Source organism: Actinomadura sp. 3N508, from assembly GCF_044326375.1.
GTDB lineage: Bacteria > Actinomycetota > Actinomycetes > Streptosporangiales > Streptosporangiaceae > Spirillospora.
In genome coordinates, this window is the sequence record NZ_JBIRAX010000003.1 from 287,634 (window position 1) to 305,301 (window position 17,668).

At 69.1% G+C, this 17,668-nt stretch carries 17 protein-coding genes and 1 riboswitch; of the genes, 11 read left to right on the forward strand and 6 right to left on the reverse strand.

Annotation, left to right across the window (positions count from 1 at the left end; all coding sequences use genetic code 11):
- Positions 1–115: 115 nt before the first annotated feature.
- Complete coding sequence (locus ACH34S_RS12655; RefSeq protein ID WP_395952746.1) at positions 116–967, forward strand: DUF72 domain-containing protein; 852 nt, start codon at positions 116–118, stop codon at positions 965–967.
- A gap of 60 nt (positions 968–1,027) precedes the next feature.
- On the opposite strand, the gene ACH34S_RS12660 is transcribed toward ACH34S_RS12655, so the two are convergent.
- Positions 1,028–1,258: a hypothetical protein gene (locus ACH34S_RS12660; protein WP_395952747.1), complete on the reverse strand. Its 231-nt coding sequence runs from the start codon at positions 1,256–1,258 to the stop codon at positions 1,028–1,030.
- 116 nt (positions 1,259–1,374) lie between these two features.
- Between ACH34S_RS12660 and ACH34S_RS12665 the strand changes: the two genes are divergently transcribed.
- Entirely contained in the window at positions 1,375–1,971 is a 597-nt protein-coding gene (locus ACH34S_RS12665) for an HPP family protein (RefSeq protein WP_395952748.1), read from the forward strand.
- A gap of 150 nt (positions 1,972–2,121) precedes the next feature.
- Here ACH34S_RS12665 and ACH34S_RS12670 read toward each other — a convergent pair whose 3' ends face one another.
- A complete protein-coding gene (locus ACH34S_RS12670; protein WP_395952749.1) occupies positions 2,122–2,685 on the reverse strand; it encodes an HU family DNA-binding protein in 564 nt (187 codons plus the stop codon).
- A gap of 1,172 nt (positions 2,686–3,857) precedes the next feature.
- On the opposite strand from ACH34S_RS12670, the gene ACH34S_RS12675 reads away from it, so the two are divergent.
- Positions 3,858–4,205: an MmcQ/YjbR family DNA-binding protein gene (locus ACH34S_RS12675; protein ID WP_395953313.1), complete on the forward strand. Its 348-nt coding sequence runs from the start codon at positions 3,858–3,860 to the stop codon at positions 4,203–4,205.
- 251 nt (positions 4,206–4,456) lie between these two features.
- Here the strand turns inward: ACH34S_RS12675 and ACH34S_RS12680 are convergent, their stop codons facing one another.
- Both ACH34S_RS12680 and ACH34S_RS12685 read right to left on the reverse strand, forming a co-directional pair.
- Positions 4,457–5,362, reverse strand: a complete 906-nt coding sequence (locus ACH34S_RS12680; RefSeq protein ID WP_395952750.1) for a hypothetical protein — start codon at positions 5,360–5,362, stop codon at positions 4,457–4,459.
- 194 nt (positions 5,363–5,556) lie between these two features.
- Positions 5,557–6,309: an alpha/beta hydrolase gene (locus tag ACH34S_RS12685; RefSeq protein ID WP_395952751.1), complete on the reverse strand. Its 753-nt coding sequence runs from the start codon at positions 6,307–6,309 to the stop codon at positions 5,557–5,559.
- A gap of 181 nt (positions 6,310–6,490) precedes the next feature.
- Between ACH34S_RS12685 and ACH34S_RS12690 the strand changes: the two genes are divergently transcribed.
- The 4 genes from ACH34S_RS12690 to ACH34S_RS12705 all read left to right on the forward strand — a co-directional run bounded on the left by ACH34S_RS12690 (position 6,491) and on the right by ACH34S_RS12705 (position 10,584).
- Entirely contained in the window at positions 6,491–7,063 is a 573-nt protein-coding gene (locus ACH34S_RS12690) for an RNA polymerase sigma factor (protein WP_395952752.1), read from the forward strand.
- The gene (locus ACH34S_RS12695) at positions 7,056–8,336 is read left to right on the forward strand and encodes a VOC family protein (protein WP_395952753.1); all 1,281 of its coding nucleotides are present in this window, start codon (positions 7,056–7,058) and stop codon (positions 8,334–8,336) included. The genes ACH34S_RS12690 and ACH34S_RS12695 overlap by 8 nt, the downstream gene beginning before the upstream one ends.
- Before the next feature lie 1,248 nt (positions 8,337–9,584).
- On the forward strand, positions 9,585–9,896 hold the full coding sequence (locus ACH34S_RS12700; protein ID WP_395952754.1) for a hypothetical protein: 312 nt from the start codon (positions 9,585–9,587) through the stop codon (positions 9,894–9,896).
- Between the two features lie 40 nt (positions 9,897–9,936).
- Positions 9,937–10,584: a hypothetical protein gene (locus ACH34S_RS12705; RefSeq protein ID WP_395952755.1), complete on the forward strand. Its 648-nt coding sequence runs from the start codon at positions 9,937–9,939 to the stop codon at positions 10,582–10,584.
- Positions 10,585–11,380: 796 nt separating this feature from the next.
- On the opposite strand, the gene ACH34S_RS12710 is transcribed toward ACH34S_RS12705, so the two are convergent.
- Positions 11,381–11,791 (reverse strand): RidA family protein, encoded by a 411-nt coding sequence (locus ACH34S_RS12710; protein WP_395952756.1) that lies wholly within the window; start codon positions 11,789–11,791, stop codon positions 11,381–11,383.
- 485 nt (positions 11,792–12,276) lie between these two features.
- A riboswitch (cobalamin riboswitch) is annotated at positions 12,277–12,401 on the forward strand.
- Between the two features lie 62 nt (positions 12,402–12,463).
- Here ACH34S_RS12710 and ACH34S_RS12715 point away from each other — a divergent pair.
- The 4 genes from ACH34S_RS12715 (at position 12,464) to ACH34S_RS12730 (ending at position 16,182) form a co-directional block, all read left to right on the forward strand.
- Complete coding sequence (locus ACH34S_RS12715; RefSeq protein ID WP_395952757.1) at positions 12,464–13,378, forward strand: ABC transporter substrate-binding protein; 915 nt, start codon at positions 12,464–12,466, stop codon at positions 13,376–13,378.
- A gap of 148 nt (positions 13,379–13,526) precedes the next feature.
- On the forward strand, positions 13,527–14,564 hold the full coding sequence (locus tag ACH34S_RS12720; protein ID WP_395953314.1) for a FecCD family ABC transporter permease: 1,038 nt from the start codon (positions 13,527–13,529) through the stop codon (positions 14,562–14,564).
- Positions 14,561–15,454, forward strand: coding sequence for an ABC transporter ATP-binding protein (locus ACH34S_RS12725; protein ID WP_395952758.1), 894 nt, complete (start codon positions 14,561–14,563; stop codon positions 15,452–15,454). The genes ACH34S_RS12720 and ACH34S_RS12725 overlap by 4 nt, the downstream gene beginning before the upstream one ends.
- Before the next feature lie 8 nt (positions 15,455–15,462).
- A complete protein-coding gene (locus tag ACH34S_RS12730; RefSeq protein ID WP_395953315.1) occupies positions 15,463–16,182 on the forward strand; it encodes an adenosylcobinamide amidohydrolase in 720 nt (239 codons plus the stop codon).
- A gap of 107 nt (positions 16,183–16,289) precedes the next feature.
- On the opposite strand, the gene ACH34S_RS12735 is transcribed toward ACH34S_RS12730, so the two are convergent.
- Entirely contained in the window at positions 16,290–17,657 is a 1,368-nt protein-coding gene (locus ACH34S_RS12735) for a chromosome segregation ATPase (protein WP_395952759.1), read from the reverse strand.
- Positions 17,658–17,668: the final 11 nt, after the last annotated feature.

Genomic DNA, 17,668 nt, shown 5'->3' on the forward strand with positions numbered 1-17,668 from the left:
CTCCAAGGTCCGGTCTGTGCGTGGAGATACGGCGCACGGCCGGACGGAGTTCAAGCGCGGGAGCGCACGCAGGTCACGGACACCGTCAGGCGCCGATTTCGATAGCGTCGTGTTCATGCGGCTTCATGTGGGGTGCGCGATGTGGGCTCATCCGCCATGGCAAGGGCGTTTCCTCCCGCATCCGCTGGCTCCGGGCGAGCGCCTGCGCGCCTACGCGAGCTGGTGCAACGCCGTGGAGGGCAACACGACCTTCTACGCGACGCCGTCACGCGGCACGGTGCAGTCCTGGGCCGAGCAGACGGCGCCGGACTTCCGGTTCGTGGTCAAGCTGCCGAAGTCGATCACGCACGAGCGGCGGCTGGTCGGATTCGATGACGAGCTCCGCACGTTCCTGAGCGCCATGGAGCCTCTCGGCTCGCGGGCGCATGCGCTGTGGGTGCAGCTTCCGGGTTCATTCGGCCCCGCAGACCTCGGGACGCTGGCCGGATTCCTGCGTCGCCTTCCGACAATGCACAGGTATGCGGTCGAGGTGCGTCACCGCGCATTCTTCGAGGACGCCGGGTGCGCACAGAGTCTTGAACGCGTCCTCGACGCCGCCAAGGCCGAGTGGGTTCCGTTCGACACCACCATGTTCTTCCAGAAACGGCCCGGCAGCGACGCCGAACGAGACGCCTGGACGAAGAAGCCCCGCGTTCCACGCCGGTCGGAGGCCCTGACCGACCGTCCGATCGTCCGTTACCTCGGACGGGACGACACGACGGAAACGGTCGAAGGATGGCAGTTCTGGGTCGAGAGGGTCACCGACTGGCTCCGTGAGGGACGCTCGCCGACCGTCTTCATCCACACCCCCGACAACGCGGACGCCCTGACCCTCGCCCGCCGCTTCCACGAAGAGGCAAGAACCCGCCTCCCCGAAATCGCCCCTCTACCACCCCCAGAACCAACCGGCCCACCAACCCTCTTCTAACACCCCACCCACCCCGCACCGCCCGACCGCACCGCCCGACCGCACGGCCTACACCACTCATCACCGCCCGGCTTCACACCCCCCGGCCCGACACCGCGCGCCGATCCGCAGAAGCTGCGCGCCAATGGCCGCCTGGTCGTCGAGACCCACCGCTATGGCAACGTCTATGCCATCGACCTCGACGACATCGCCACCCTGGTCGAGCCCGACATGGTCGATCGGCACCTTGTGGCGGAGCCCGAGGAGCGACTTCTGGGCTCGTTCAAGAGCTCTCCTCGTGATCGTTGACATGAGGCGCCCAGGCGCCGCGGCCAGTGAACCAACCTCGGACAATTTCGGACGAATGGGTCAAACTGTCGCCGCCCGGGTAAATGAAGGGGCGTCCTTGCCGGAAGGAGAGACGCGCCATGCTGGTCCGGGAGGCGATGACCTCGCCCGTCGTGACGATTCCGCCGACGGCCACGGTCCGTCAGGCCATCCGCGTCCTCCACGAGCACGACGTGACCGCGCTGCCCATCGTGGACCGGTCAGGGCAGCTGGCCGGCATCGCCGACGAGACGGACCTCCTGCGCGACGTGTTCGAGCACGACCCGGGAGCGTTGGCCCAGGCGGCCGCCACCGGTGCGGCGCCATCACCGCGTCGCGTGGCGGAGGTCATGACCCGCGACGTCGAAGTCGCCCAGCCGAACACGGACATCGCGGTGCTGGCCGAGACGATGATGAAGATGCGGATCAGAAGCGTCCCGGTCCTGGCCGGTTCCGACATCGTCGGGATCGTCACTTACCGGGACCTCATCGCAATCCTGGCCCACGACGACAGCCGCATCCGTGACGACGTCCTGGCCGCGATCGCAGAATACGGACCGGACGTCGCGCTCTGGGACGTATCGGTGCGAGACGGCGCGGTCGAGGTGCACGGCCGCGCGGACGCATCGGCCCTGCGGATCGTTGACGTCCTGGCGCAGACGGTCCCAGGCGTCACCCACGTCTCCATCCGAGATTGACGCACCGATCCTCGCCGAGAACACGGCACCGCCCACTCTGGCACTACCATCTGGCACTCGACGGCCGAACCGTCCAGGTGCGACGCCGTTTTGCCAGACCGCGTTCGTCCGACCCGCCGCCAGGGCGCAGCAACGACTGGCCGCGCGATGCTACTTGGAGGCCTTGGAACGGGGCTTGGACTTGCGCGGCCGCTTCTTCGAGGAGGCCTCCACCTTGGGAGCCTTAACCGCCTTGCCCTTCTTCGACGCCTTCTTCGCCACCGCGTCCTTCTTGGCCTTCTTCCCCGACTTCTCGGGCTTTTGTTCGTTCTTGGCCTTCTTGCGGGACGGCGAATCGACAACGACACTCACTGCCGTGTCCGGCGCAGCGGCGGCCGCCACGGCCGGCTCTTCAACGACCGGGTCCGCCGCAACCGGCGTGTGAACGGCGGCGGGACCGCTCTCCGCGACGCGGTTCCGGAACGTCTGCCCGGACCTGAACCGCGGCACCTCGGCGGCGGGCACCTCGATCGGAAGTCCAGTGCGCGGATTGCGGGCACTGCGGGCTGGACGGGACAGGCGGTCGAACGTGCCGAATCCGGTGACGATGACACGTTCCCCGGCGGACACCCGTTCCATCACCGTCTCGACGATGGCGTCCACGTGCCGGCGGGCGGCGGCCTCGTCGCTTCCCGCGCGTTCCGCCACGGCTCTGACCAGTTCGCTGCGGTTCATACGCCTTGCCCTCCACTGCAGTGAAATGTACGGCCCAGCGTAAACCTGCGTGATGTTCCGGAGCCGGACATCCGCGTCGGAATCAGCGTGTCTTCCCGGCCGACGCCGCCGAGCGTGCCGAGGTGCCGCGATCCCGACACACGCCCGGCGTCGTACCTCCCTCCGTCCTCCCTCCGTTGGGGGCACAGGCTCAAACCCGGCCCTCCCCCCTGTCTTCCGGCTGCCAGCACGTGCTCGAACACCAGCCTGTGTTGCTGTCTACGCATGCCCGATGTGAAGCCGCCTCCGCCGTCGGCGACCGCAGGAACACATAGCGGAACCGAGTCCGGGCGCCACCTCGCCATTGGGACGACGCTCGGGTCCACCATGGCAATCCACCCGAGGAGCCCGCAGACCTGCTCAGACGAGCACAGCAGGTACCGGACAGCCCGATGCCCTTGCAGTGGGGCAGGCGCGTTCGGGTTGGCGGAGCCGCACCGGTTGGATTCGTCGGTCATCGGTTCCGCTGTGCGCCATGCGCCTCCCGACCTTCGCACTGTCGATTGAAGGGGGAGCCTCCATCGCCGGGCCGGGCCGCTCGTTGCGCGCGTCGAACTGCCGGTTCGCGTCCAGGGGCTCGGGGCGGTCGTCGCGGGAGGCGGGTGGCCTGTTCCGCGCGCCGAACCGGTCGGGCGGCGGCTGCGCCCGGGGGGCGCGGCCACCCGCAGCCGCAGTCCGCGCCGCCCGCTCGCGCCGCCTCATCTCGTGCCAGCTCAGGTCGCGGCGGAACTCAAGGACCCGTCACGACGCTCGCCTGCGAGCCCCGCTCCCGAGCCCGGCCGTGAGCGAGCGCAGCGTCACCAGACACAATGCCCGCTCAGGCCCACTTCAGCGTTGCCGGACCGACGAGCCGGACGCCTGCGCGTGGCTGATGCCTGCCCAGTGCGAGACACACTGTCGAGCGAGATGATGGCTACGCAGGTGGGGCGTCTGGCCAACGGCCCACGACCTACCGTTCCTCTTCCTATGTCTGGACGTGACAGGCGCTGATCGCGGTCGCAGCGGGGCGGGCAGGGCAGGGCGAGGCCAAGCGTCGCGGGACGGGACGCGGACAATCTCGCCGGGGGACGCGCATGTCGGCCTCCACGATTCGGTACAGGTGCCCCTCAATCCGAAGAAGTACAATGACCGCCATGGATGCGCAATCTCGAGTACGAGAAATATGCCTTTCGTTGCCGGACGCGACTGAGAAGCCATTTGGCGGGCACACGGCACCGTCCTTCCGAGTTCGCGATAAGTTGTTCGTGATGACCAGCGAAGACGGCCTTTCGATGACGTTCAAGGCAGGCCCGGGTGTGCAAGAAGCGCTCGTAGCCGAGAATCCCGATCGCTTCTTCGTCCCGAAGTATGTCGGCAGCAAGGGATGGGTGGGGGCGCATCTCAACGTCGACCACGACTGGGACGAAATGGCCGAACTCATCGAGGACAGCTACCGCCTGATCGCGCCGAAGAGCCTAGTGAGACTGCTGGATCGGGACTAGCCTCGCACAGAAACCTAAGGAATGCGCTGGAACCGCTCCATGGAAGCCGACCCTCATCCCGTCGGCATCTCCATCCGAGACCGCCCGAACAGGGCGGCCAGAGCCGCACCCTCACACCTGTGAGCAGAATCAGCGTCTCCCGCAAAAACCCAGCGCATCGGTGGAGGGCGCCACTGAAAGCTCCCCCTCCCGAAACACCGCCTGCACAGATACTCTGCCCACGGACCGCGACTTCGATCGAGCCGGAATGGTCACCATCGTCGGTGGCTAAGGCGAGCGAACCGGCAGGCTATTTTCTCCATTGTTGAATTATCGGGGTTCCATCCTCGTTGGGTTAGTGTGGTCAGAAGCGCCTCCAGATAAGCTGCGGGATGGTTTAAGAAGTTCTTGGTCACCGGGAGGATCTCCCATCCCATCTCCTTGGTGAGCCAAGCTCGCCGTCGCGCGTCATGAGCCCTGGCCTCGGGACCCGTGTGATGACGCTCGCCGTCGTACTCGAGACCTACGCGGAACTCCGGGTAGCCAAGGTCTACGTATAGCCACTGGCCGTCCTCGCCCCTTACCGGAACCTGGGTCTTCGGTCTCGGAAGACCTGAGTCCACGACGGCCACACGGGTCCAGCTCTCGCCTGGTGACGCGGCACCGCGATCGCTGAGGCGGACGATCTCCCGCAGCCGCTTGTTGCCGCGATATCCCGGCAGGCCCCGGGCCATTGCAGTGAGTTCATCGCTGTTCACTCCTCTCCGCAGGAATTGATCGAGCGCCGCGACCGCCTCGTAGCGAGGAAGCCAACGGGCGCAGTCCAGGGCAGTACGTGCGAATGTCGTCATGCGCACCCCGAACTCTTCCGCGACGTGGTCTGCGGGAAGTTCGACGGTTTCTGCGGTGGCCCGTGACGGTGGGTTCTCCGCTGATTCGGGAGTGATGAGTTCGACGTCCCAGTCGGCCTCGTCCACTCCCGGTGGTAAGACGTCAAGACCCCAGATCCACGCGGCGGTGCGCCTGGCGACGACGACGTCCTGTGGCAGGAGATCGCTGAGCGCTGCGGCACGCGAGGCCAACGAAGCCCCCTTGACGGGCACGAAATAGACACCGGCTCCGACAGGGACGATCGAATCGGCGGACGCTCGCTTCCAGGTGATGCTGAATCCGTTCACGTCCCTGATCCTGCCCGCCGGCCCGCCACCGTGAAAGCCGCCGCGAAAATGTGGATAACCTCAGATCGCCGCAGCTCATCCCCGCCGAAGTCGTGATCATGACTTAGATCGCCGACGCCGTCCAACAGCTCTTCGCACCACCCTCAAAGCCGTTGACCTGGGCCAGGCGCATTTCAGACGAAAGCCGACACTCGTCACGCCGTGGCGGAAGCAGCGGTCTCTGACCATTCACCGATGCGCTTGATCAGGTCACGCGTGGCGGCGACTTCCGCGTGGCCGAACGCGGGCTCCACCCACAGTTCACGAGGATCGCGCGCCGCGTCGTACAGCTGTCGGCCATGGTCCAGAGGCAAGAACGGGTCCGCCTCTCCGTGAACGACCAGTAGGGGGATCGGAGCGATCCGTCCGGCAACCTCGTACGGCGCCTCTGGCACCGGATTCCACCCACTTGGCGCAACTCTGGTGCCCCGGGCCAGTCGTACCGCCATCCGCCCAACACGTCGTTCGATCACCCAGTGCACGCGACGCATCGGTACCGTCCCGCGGTAATACCAGCGAGCCGGGGCGCTGACCGAGACCACCGCGTCCACTCCGCCGTGCAACGCCGCGTGACGGACGACGATGGCACCTCCCATGGAGAACCCGGTCACAGCGACCCGGCCGTACCCTCTCCGGCGTGCGGCGGCGACCGCCGCGTCGATGTCGAAGACCTCACGGTCACCGACGGTGGAGCGGCCACCTGATCTCCCATGGCCACGGAAATCCAGCCCGATGACACCGCCGTGCCCGTTGAGAACACCGGCGATCCGCTGGAGTACGGGCTGCCGCCACGAGCAGGTGAACCCGTGTGCCAGGACGAAGCACAGATCGCCGTCTCCCTGCAGATGACCTGCATCGATCCGGACATCGTCAGCGGTGTAGAGCGTGAGCGGTTCGGGAATCACCACGCTTCCCATGGTCGGCCATCGCACCGGCCACGAAGCGCCACCCGGCCGCACCGTCCTCGAATCTGCGGGGTCGCCTGCGTGACCAGGACGAACGAGCGCCAACCTCAAGATCATCATCAACTTTCCTCGAAAATCTTGGATTGACCCGTCGGAGAACCTGCCCGGCGAACGATGGAGGGGCATGAACCACCCGGGACATCTTCAGCCCGACCCGGGGCCGGCGTTGCTCGATCTGTACGACACGGCGCTCCCCCAGGTCTACGGCTACCTGCTGCCCCGGTGCGGACGCCGTGCCCTGGCAGAAGACCTCACGGCAGAGACCTTTCTGGCCGCGGTCGAAGCAGTGCGCAAGGAGCCGCCACCAGCGTTGACGGTCGCGTGGCTGGTCGGCGTGGCCCGGCACAAGCTCGCCGACCATTGGCGGCGCGTCGCACGAGAGGAACGCAGCCTCCAGGTTTTGGACGGGGGTGCCCGGGAGGCCACCGAAGACCCCTGGGACGAGCGCCTGGACGCACTCCTCGCCCGGGAGGTTCTCGGCACGCTCAGCCCCCAGCACCAGGCGGCCCTGACTCTCCGCTACCTCGACGGGCTACCCGTCCCGCAGGTCGCCGAGCATCTCGGCCGCACCTTCCAAGCCACCGAGGCGCTGCTGGTACGGGCCCGGGCCGCGTTCCGCAAGGCCTACACCGACCACCGTTCACCACGAAGACGACCATCAGGACCCCGCGGCAGAAAGGAGGGCCACGATGACTGATCCGCTGGAGGCTCTCCACACGCCGATCGTCCCGGTCGACCCCGATCCGGATTTCGCGGCGCGGCTGCGCGAACGCCTGCGCCGCGCGCTGCTGCAACCCATGGGAGACACCATGACCACCGTCCAGGAGACATCGGCACCGGCACCAGCACCGGTGCGCACCCTCACGCCGTACATCTGCGTCGACGACGGACAGCACGCCCTGCGCTGGTACGCGGAAGCGTTCGGGGCCGAGCTCCGCAGCGAGCCGATCGTCATGGACGACGGGCGCGTCGGGCATGCGGAACTGACCATCGGCGACTCCGTGATGATGCTCGCCGACGAATGGCCCGAGGAGGGCCTCCTCGGCCCCACCGCGCGCGGTGGCCCCAGTCAGTCGCTCTACCTGACGGTCCCGGACGTCGACGTGGTCTTCTCACGCGCCGTCGAGCTCGGAGCCGCACCCGACCGTCCCGTGGCGGACTACCCCTACGGCCGAAACGGCGTCGTCACCGACCCGTTCGGACACCGCTGGATGATCACCACCCCGCCCTCACCCGGACGCCCACGACTGCGTGAAGGCGACGTCGGCTACGCCTCGATCTGGGTTCCGGACGTCGACCGTGCGGCCACGTTCTACGGAACCGTCCTCGGCTGGCACGCCTCGCCCGCTAGCGGCTCCAGCCGCCACGTCCAAGGACTGCCCGAACAGCACATCGGCATGTTCGGCGGACAAGAGCACCGGACGATGTTCCTGGCGTTCGCCGTCGAAGACATCCGTGACGCCATCCAGCGAATCCGCGCCGCAGGGGGTCACGCGGAAGAACCGACCGATGAGCCGTACGGCCTCTCCGCCATGTGCACGGACGACCAGGGCATGAGCTTTTCCATCTACCAGCCCCCGGAGAGGACCAGCCCCGTCGAGGAGAGGCTGGCACAATCCGCCGGAGTCTCCCACGGCGAGATCTCCTACCTCACCATCGGTGTCCCCGACATCACCCGCGCCCGCACCTTCTTCGGCACCGTTCTGGGCTGGGACTTCATCCCCGGCCACACTCCAGGCGGCTGGAGCGTCCGGCTGGGCGACACCGAGGTACGTCCCATGACCGGTATGCACGGCGGCACCGAACGTCCCGTCGTAGTCCCCATGTACGCGGTCGACGACATCGAGAGCGCCGTCACCCGCGTCCGCGAAGCCGGTGGATCGGCGACCGCCCCCGCCCAGCAGCCCTACGGCATCACCTCCGAATGCACCGACGACCAAGGAAGCCGCTTCTACCTGGGCCAACACTGACACCCCGACCGCCCGCCCAGACCACCATCCCGTAGGAGTTCAACCCTGCGAATCTTTCGGGCACCCGCCTGCACCCGATGGCGCAGCCCCGGCGTCCGGCGGAGCCGACCCAAAGGCGCTGAAGTGCTCACGGGCGGCGATCAGGAGCCGCTTGATCGGCATGGACACCCAACGTCCGATCGACCTGTTGCCCGACCACCAAGCCGACACCCCGGCCACCTGCCCAGACACCATCCAGTAGGAGTCCAACCCTGCGAATCTTTGGGGCACGGGCCTACACCCGATGGCGCTGGCCCGCCGCCCGGCGGATCTGATCCAAAGTCGGTGTAGCGCTCACTGGCGGCGATCAGAAACGCTTGATCGGCATGGATACCAACGAGCGGGTCGTGCTCGCCGGGTTCAGCGGCGGCGGACCGGCCGTCGCCTACTACCAGAGCCAGGCGGAGAACCCCACCGCCATTGCCCGACCACGAGCCGATAACCCGGCCGCCCAGCTCGCGACCGCCGACCGCCGACCGCCGACCGCCGACCGCCGACCGCCGACCGCCGAAGTCAAGCACCGCAACCGCGCCCCGCGCCACACCGAGGAAGCCCGCCACGGTGCTCCCGGAGCGATCCGGTGCACCGGGAGGTGGCGACTGGGGCACAAATCGGTTCGGGCCATCGAGCAACCCGTCTCCCGGTACCGCTCCGGTCTGTGTGATCTGTGCGATCCGTGCTCCCCAAGCCGGAGAGCGCACCGCTCAGCCTGGAACGTAGGGGCTTGGCCAGGATCGCCGAACGTACCCGTGCTGAACACGCCCAGATCCACGAGTTCGAGGACTGTGGATACGGCATCCGCTCGACCGCCCGGCGAACGCGCCGTCATGGTCTCCACGCACACCTCACTCGCCGGCTGGCAGGACCTGCCGGACGCCGACCACGAGGCCCGCAAGCACGGCGGCTCGGCATGGGCTCCGGGACTGTGATGCGCCGTCTCCGCATCAAGATCGCCGACGAACTGTCGTGTGCGCCTTGGACCGCACAGACCGACGACAATTCCGGTGATGGGCACAAATCATGACTTCGTCGCAACATCGATTACATGATCGGATAGGCGGCGGGCACGAGATGAGATTTGTCCCGGTTTGTTCGTAGCTGATGGTCGCTGGTGCCTTGGGTGGGCTGAACAGTTGGGTTACTGGGTAGATAGTCGAACGTGTCTGGAGAGCTGGTTGATCGACGGGCTTGGGCGTCCGGTTGGCTGGTATGGGCAGCAGAGACCGCGCGCTGCCGCTGAAGGCGCGCGGGAGTCGGCGGACGGCCAGTGTCCGCGGCGGCGAGCTGCCGGATCCCGCGGAGCGCAGGCGTGAGACCGAGGAGTACGCGCGTCAGGCGATGGTCTCCTCGGCGCGAGCGCACGACCGGGCGGCGAATCTGCTGGAACGGATGGCCACGTCCGATCCGGAGGAGGCCGAGTTGCATCTGCAGTCGGCAGCTCGGCACCGCATGTGGGCGAAGAACGACCGGAAACTGGCGGAACAGTACGCGACGCGAAGCGGAGACCCGGACGGTTTGTGATCGCCCGAGTTGTGCGGGAGCCCCAGCAGGAGGACGGAGCATGGACGTCGATCGGCAGACATTGGACACGGCCCGTCGCTCGTTGCATGGAGTGGCCGAGCTGGTGCTTGCCGGGCCGCAGTACCGGCAGAGCGGGACGATTCGGCTGAGGATCGTCCCGGGAGGGTTCGGCACCGTCCAAGACCCTGACCTGCGGGTGAACGGGACAGAGCTCGTGGCCGGCGACCGGGAGATTCCGCTGAACGGCACCACCTGCAGAGAACTCGCCGCAGCGGCGGGCATCGATGCCGGTGGCGTGGAGGACCTCTACAAGGAGGGCAGCGGCGTCGGACCGGACGACATCCTCGGAGTCGACGCGCAGGCAGCACAGTACATCGCGGATTGTTTCCACCAAGGCCATGAGGCTCTTTCCAGGTTTGCACCGAATTCCATACCAGTACTTTGGCCTGAACATTTCGATGTGGGAGTAAGCCTCGTCGAGGTCAACTACGGCGTAAGCCTGGGTGATGATTACTTGGACGAGCCATATGCGTACGCCGGGCCGTGGACGCCACGCCACGGGACTTTCTGGAACGCCCCATTCGGGGCGGCACGACCGATGCGACTGCTCCCCGACCCCACTGCCCTGCACGACTTCTACGCAGAAGCCATGGATCAGGCCGCAGCCGACAACCCGCCCCACTCCTGAACGGTCACCGTCGCCCGTTCACGACCGCACTGCATGGCAATCCGTCCCAGCGGCGAGCCAGAGCGGTTGAGCCAGTGCGCTGGTGGTGGCAGTCGTGGCGGCGGCGACGGTCGCGACGGTGGGTGCCCATAAGCCGGCAGAACTCTGTGTGAGAGCCAGCCCCAGCCGTGGTCACCGACCCCGTTCGCTTCTGGGAGAGTCCAGCGGCCAGCTGGGGCTGGGTCAGCGAACTGGGCATGAAGGTGAAGGCCCTAGCCGCTCCTGCGGCGGACTGGCGACCGAAACCCACCTGGCCGCGGAGGGCCGCCGCCGCCGTTCTCCCTGCTCGTCACCCCCGGACAACGGACGGACCGCACCCAGTTGGAGCTAGTCATGGACGAGATCCGGTTCCCCGCGTGGGGCTCGGGCGTCCCCGCCGCATCCCGGACAGCGTGAGCCTCGACAAGGCGTCCAGCAGACGAGGCGTCCAGCAATGGCAGATCCGCGTCTGCCTCTGTGAGCGCGGTATCCGGCACGTGATCCCGGAGAAGAAGGACCACACGGGCGCCCGCCTGCGCCGGGCGTCATGTGGCGGACGGCCCCGGGCTTCAACAAGGACCGGTACGAAGATCGCAACACGGTGGAGCGGGCTACCGGGAAGCTCAGCTAGTTCAGAGCCGTCGCTACCCGCTACGACAAGCGCGGGCAGGGCTATCTCGGCATCGTCACCGCTGCCGCCCTCCTCGTTTGGCTCCGATCGCAACCGGAGCCAAACCCGGGCGGGGCGGTTGGTCCTCGGCAGGGACGGCTCGTCGGCTCAGGAATCGAGCACGGCGGCGATGGCTTCGATCTCTACGAGCTGGCCGTCATAGCCGAGCACGGTGACACCCATCAATGTGCTGGGCACGTCATGGTCGCCGAACGCCTCCCGGACGACCTCCCATGCGGTCACCAGGTCCTCCTGCCGCTGGGAGGCAACGAGAACGCGGGTGCTGATGACATCGTGCAGAGACGCGCCGGAGTCCGTCAGAGCGGTCCGCATGTTCTCCACGGCCTTGGCCGCCTGCCCCGCGAAGTCCCCGAGCGCCGCAGTGGAACCGTCCTCGTTCAGTGGGCATGCTCCGGCCAGGAAGATCAGCCGTGACTCGGCCGGGGCCGTGGCCGCGTAGGCGTACTCGGCAACATCGGACAGGGAGGCGGAGCGGATCAATGTGACGGCACGCGGCACGGGCTTCCTTTCGCAGCAGTTCCGGGTCATTCACGACCTTCTCAAAGCTCGGCTCCGCGTTCGACACATTTTTCTGGCCCGTCGACTCCCGCGATGGAGCACGGCCGTCGGCCGCCCGATGGATCTCACGTGCTCGAAGAGACACCCCTGATGCGTGGCGTCACGGGAAGGCACCCGCCATGCCGATGCTGTGGGCACTCTCGGCAGGCGCCTGCGCGTCCGGCCGCTTGCCGACGACCGCATCCGGCTGCGAGCCCTGGTCGGCAAGCCGTCGAGCAAGGCCGTTCCTCGACAACGTGCTGCAAGCCGTCGCGACGGCGTGGGCGGGGATCGTGGCGGTGACGGAGGTCGCCAAGGCGGTGACGTGCGCGGTGTGGCGGTCGGGCCGTGGAGGGTGGCGGAGTCTTACGGAGCGTTAGTGGGAGCTCACTCCGTATCGGGCGGGTAGTGAATTATCGCGCTCCGAGCAGGACGAATCCGGATTCGGCGGCTGATACCGTTGCGGTGCTGCGCGCGAGGAGCGAAATCCGGTGTGAATCCGGTGCTGTCCCGCAACTGTGGTGCCCGAAAGGGCCGAGCCAGGTCGCCTCCCGCGCGTCGACGATTTTCGACCTCGTGGAAGGGCGATCCGTCATGAACGGGCCGCGGCTTCCCTGTAGCCAGGAGGCTTCAGTGAGACCCGTACGTTCCCTCGTCGTGGTGATGGCGGCCTGCGTCGTCACACTCGCCGGTGCATGTGGCGGCGACGACGGCACCACCAAGACGTCAGGCGCGAAGACCGTCACCGTTCAGGCCGCCAACGGCGCGGTGCAGGTTCCGGCCGATCCGAAGCGGATCGTGTCACTCTCCCCCACGCACACCGAGACGCTGTTCGCGATCGGCGCCGGGCCGCAGGTCGTGGCGGTGGACGACTACTCGAACGTCCCGGCGAACGCGCCCCGCACGAAGCTGTCCGGCTTCAAGCCGAACGCCGAAGCGATCATCGCGTACAAGCCCGATCTCGTCGTCCTGTCCGATGACCTGAACGGCATCGTGAAGGCGCTGGAGAAGGTCAAGGTCCCCGTTCTGCTGGAGCCCGCGGCGACCAAGCTGGACGAGGCGTACGACGAGATCAACGATCTCGGCCTGGCGACCGGACATGCCGCGGAGGCGAAGAAGGTCGTCGACGGCATGCGGACCGAGATAGCGAAGACCGTCGCCGCGTCGTCCAAGGCGAAGGGGCTCACGTACTACCACGAGCTCGACAACCAGCTGCACTCCGTAACGTCCCAGACCTTCGTCGGCCAGGTGTACGGGCTGTTCGGGCTCCGCAACATCGCGGACGCGGCGGACAAGGCGTCCGGCGGGTACCCGCAGCTGTCCCGCGAATACCTCCTCAAGCAGGACCCGGACCTGATCTTCCTGGCCGACACCAAGTGCTGCGGGCAGAACGCCGCCACGGTCGCGAAGCGGCCCGGCTGGCCGGACCTGGACGCGGTCAAGAACAAGGGCGTGGTCGAGCTCGACGACGACGTCGCCTCCCGGTGGGGGCCGCGCCTGCCCGAGTTCGCGAAGGCGATCGGCGCCGCGGTGCAGAAGACCCAGTGATCACTGCCCTGATGGACGTTCGCTCGTGAGCCTTCGGCGCCGCCGTTCCGGAGTCGTCCCGGCCGACCGGCTTCCGGCCGGGACGTCCCCGGACGTCCGCGAGGACGTCCGGGGACGTGGTGGTTCGCTCCGGCGGGGGGCGTACTCGGTGCCGCGGCAGCAGGCGCGGTTGCGAGTGGTGCCGCTCGGGGTGGCGGTGGCGCTGCTGGCGGCGACCCTCCTGGCGGGGGTGCTGGTCGGGTCGGCGGGGCTGCCCGTCGGCGGAGTGCTGAAGGCGCTGGCCGACCGGCTGCCGTTCGTGGACGTCGACTCCGGGCTCGCCGTGATCGACGAGAACGTGCTGTTCGAGCTGCGGGTGCCGAGGGCGCTGATGGCGGCGCTGGTGGGCGGGATGCTCGCGCTGGCGGGGGCCGGGTATCAGGGGGTGTTCCGCAACCCGCTCGCCGATCCGTATCTGCTGGGCGCGGCGGGCGGTGCCGGGGTCGGGGCGACCCTGGTGATCGCGCTGGTGCCGGGCGACCCGGGGTACGGGGTGCCGCTGGCGGCGTTCGTCGGCGCGATCTCCGGGGTGTTCATGGCGTACGCGCTGGGCAACACGGCGGGGCGCGGGAACGGGATGGCGAATCTGGTGCTGGCGGGGGTCGCGGTGTCGACGTTCCTCTCGGCGGTGCAGACGTTCGTCCAGCAGCTGAAGACCGAGGAGCTGCAGCGGATCTTCTCGTGGATCCTCGGCGGCGTCGGGTCGGCGGACTGGCACCAGCTCGCCATGGTCGCCCCGTATGCGCTGGTGTCGACCGTGGTGCTGCTGGTGCACGGGCGGCTGCTGGACGTGCTGAGCGTCGGCGACGAGGAGGCGGCGGCGCTGGGGCTGTCGGCGGCGCGGGTGCGGCTGACGGTGCTGATGGCGGCGTCGCTGGCGACGGCGTGCGCGGTCGCGGTGAGCGGGCTGATCGGGTTCGTCGGGATCGTGGTGCCGCATATCGTGCGGCGGCTGGCGGGCGGTTCGTACCGGATCGTGCTGCCGCTGTCGCTGCTCGGCGGCGCGGCGTTCCTGGGCGTCGCGGACCTGGTGGCGCGGACGGCGATCAAGCCCGGGGAGATTCCGCTCGGCGTCGTGACGGCGTTCGTCGGGGGGCCGTTCTTCGTCGCCGTGCTGCGCGCCAGCCGCAGGCGGGTGGACACGTGACCATCGAGATCCGGGGACTGGACGTGGCGCTCGGCGGGCGGCCGGTGCTGAAGGGCGTGTCGCTGGACGTCCCGTCCGGGTCGTGGACGGCCGTCATCGGGCCGAACGGGGCCGGGAAGTCGACGCTGCTGCGCGCCGTTCTGGGCCTGGTGCCGTCCGAGGGCGGCATCACGCTGGCCGGTTCGGACGTGGCGGCGCTGAAGCCGAGGCAGCGGGCCCGGCTGATCGCCTACGCGCCGCAGAGCCCGAACATCCCGGCCGGGATGACCGTCTTCGACTACACGCTTCTCGGGCGTTCCCCGTACATCTCGCATCTCGGACGCGAGAGCGCCCGCGACCGGGCGATCACGGCCGACGTGCTCGACCGGCTGGATCTCACCGGGTTCGCGTCCCGTCCGCTGGACGAGCTCTCGGGCGGTGAGCGGCAGCGGGCGGTGCTGGCGCGGGCGCTGGCGCAGCAGACGTCGGTGCTGCTGCTGGACGAGCCGACCACCGCCCTGGACATCGGCCATCAGCAGCAGGTGATGGAGCTGGTCGACCAGCTGCGGCTCTCCGACGAGCTGACCGTGGTGACGACGATCCACGACCTGACGCTGGCGGGGCAGTACGCCGACGACCTCGTCCTCCTCTCGGACGGGCGGGTCGCCGCGGCGGGTTCGCCGGCGCAGGTCCTCACCCGTGGCGCTGTCGAGGAGCATTTCGACGCGCGGGTGCATGTCGGGCCCGGCCCCGGCGGGCGACCGATCCTGTCGCTGGAACGACCTACGGAACGCCCTGAGGAACGGCCTGCGGGAGGGTCAACGGAACGGCCTGCGGAACGGCCTGCGGGAAGGCCGACGGAACGGCCATCGGGGCGGTCGTCGGATGAAGGGGCGTGGGAGCGTTCGTGAAGGTTGAGATGACGTGGCGGGTGGAGGGCGGGAAGCGGCTCGCGTCCACCGTGTGGCGGGCCGGGGACGGGCAGCGGATGATCTCCTCGGCGATGCTCGGCGGCGGGATCGGCCCGGCCCGCTGGGTGCTGAACGCGCAGGTCCCGGGCGGCTACTCGCGGATGGACCCGGTCGTCCATCTGGAGGAGCTCGCCGCGTCGCACGGCCTGGACGGGCCGGGCGTCGGCATGCTCACGGCGGCGTCGGTGTCCCGCACGATGCGGGGGGACGACGAGGGCGTGAGCGTGTCCGCGACGGTCGGGCTGCGCGTCCCGACCTGGGCCGCCGCGCCCGCCGGGGCCGTCGACCCCGAGCTCGCGCCGATGCTTCTGGACGGCGCGACGCCTCCCTCGCCACCGCTGCAGCCGAGCGGTGAGTCGCCGTCGGCGTGGACGCCCGGGACCGTCAACATCGTCGTCGCCATTCCGGTGCCGTTGAGCGACGGGGCGCTGGTGAACGCGGTCGTCACCGCCACCGAGGCCAAGACCCAGGCGCTTCTCGAAGCGGGATATCCGTGCACGGGCACCGCGTCCGACGTCATCTGCGTCGCCGCGACGACCGGTGGCGGGGCACAGGAGCCGTTCGCGGGGCCGCGTTCCACGTGGGGGGCGAGGATCGCCCGCGCCGTGCACGCCGCCGTCCATGCCGGGGCCCTCGGCTACGCGGCCTTCTTGCAGGCGCGCAGATAGGTACCGGCCGCCGTACCACCCCGGTGCGATACGGCGGCCGGTTCAGGGCCAGTGCAGTGTGGGGAAGGGCCTCACCTCCTAGCTGTTCAACGTCCTGCCAGCGAAGGTCAACCGGCGTGGGGCAGGCGATGTCCGCTGCCGGTCCTGGGGTCGACGGCCAGCGGGTCGGCGCCATACAGCGGCGGTCCGTTCAGGGACGATCCGTTCAGCGGCGGTCCGTTCAGCGGCGGGAGGGGGTGCAGGCCTGTCGGCGGCTCCCGGTCGGCGAAGCGGTGCGGGCCGGCGTCGCGGGGGGCGAAGTCGGGGCGGCCGTCGTTGACGGCGGTCATGGCGTCGACCCGGCGGCGGGCGCGGTCGGCTTCGGCGCGGGCCGCGTCGCGTTCGGCGGTGAGGGCCTTGACCGCGGCGCGCAGTTCCTCGGCGATGCGGGACAGCTGCCAGTTGTGCCGCTCGAACTCCCGTGCCCGCGCCTGGAACTGGTCGCGGTCGGCGACGGCCTGGCCGCGCTTGGCCTCGGCGTCGCGGACGGCGGAGCGCAGGTCCTCGGCGGAGCGTTTCGCGGCGTCCGCCTCGACGCGCTGGCCCTCGGCGAGGGTCTCCGCGTCCGACAGCCGTCCGTGCAGGGCGACCAGTTCCGCGCGGGCGTTCTCCAGCGAGGCGAGCAGTTCGCCCTCGCGGGCGGCGACGCGGTCGCGGTCGCGTTCCGCGGCGAGGCGGGCGGCGCCGGCGGCTTCGGCGTCGTCCTGGGCGTCGCGGCATTCGCGCCTGGCGGTGTCGAGTTCGGCGGTGAGGCGTTCGGCGTCGGCGCGGGCGGCCGCGGCGTCCCGCTGGGCGGTGTCCGCGCGGTCGCAGGCGAGGTCCGCGCGGCCGCGGGCGGAGGCCACTTCGCGCCAGGCGGCCTCCGCCTGCCGCTCGGACGCGTCGCGTTCCCGCTGCGCGATCGCGATCTCTCCCGCGGCGTCGGCGCGGGCGTTGGCGATCCGCCGTTCGACGCCCGCGACGCTCAGTTCGGACATCAGCGCGCCCGCGAGCCGGTCGGCGGCGCCTTCGAGCCGGTCGACCATCTCCCATGTCCAGGCGACCTGGCCGGTGAGGCCCGGGGACTCCAGGCCGCGTTCGCGGGCGTCGCGCGCGGACCGTTCGCACGCGCCGTCGCCGTCCTGGCAGTGGCGGACGGTGCGGACGCCGCGCACCGGCTGCGGCACGGGCCGTCCGCAGCCGGCGCACGGCCAGACCGCGACCAGGTCACCGAGGCGTGTGATCCCGTCGCGGTCGTCGTCGGCGCCGGGCGCCTCGTCGCCGGACGCCTGGCCTGGTGCGGTGCTCGCGCGTGGAGCGGGGGCGCTGTGATCGGCCGAAGCGGTCGCCGCCTCGGTGTGGACGGTGGGGTCGGGGAGGACGGGAAGGTCGGTCTTCGTCGGAGCGGCTTGGGTCGGGGCGACGTCGTCGAGTGGGGCGACCTTCAGGTCTTTCATGTGCCGTTGTA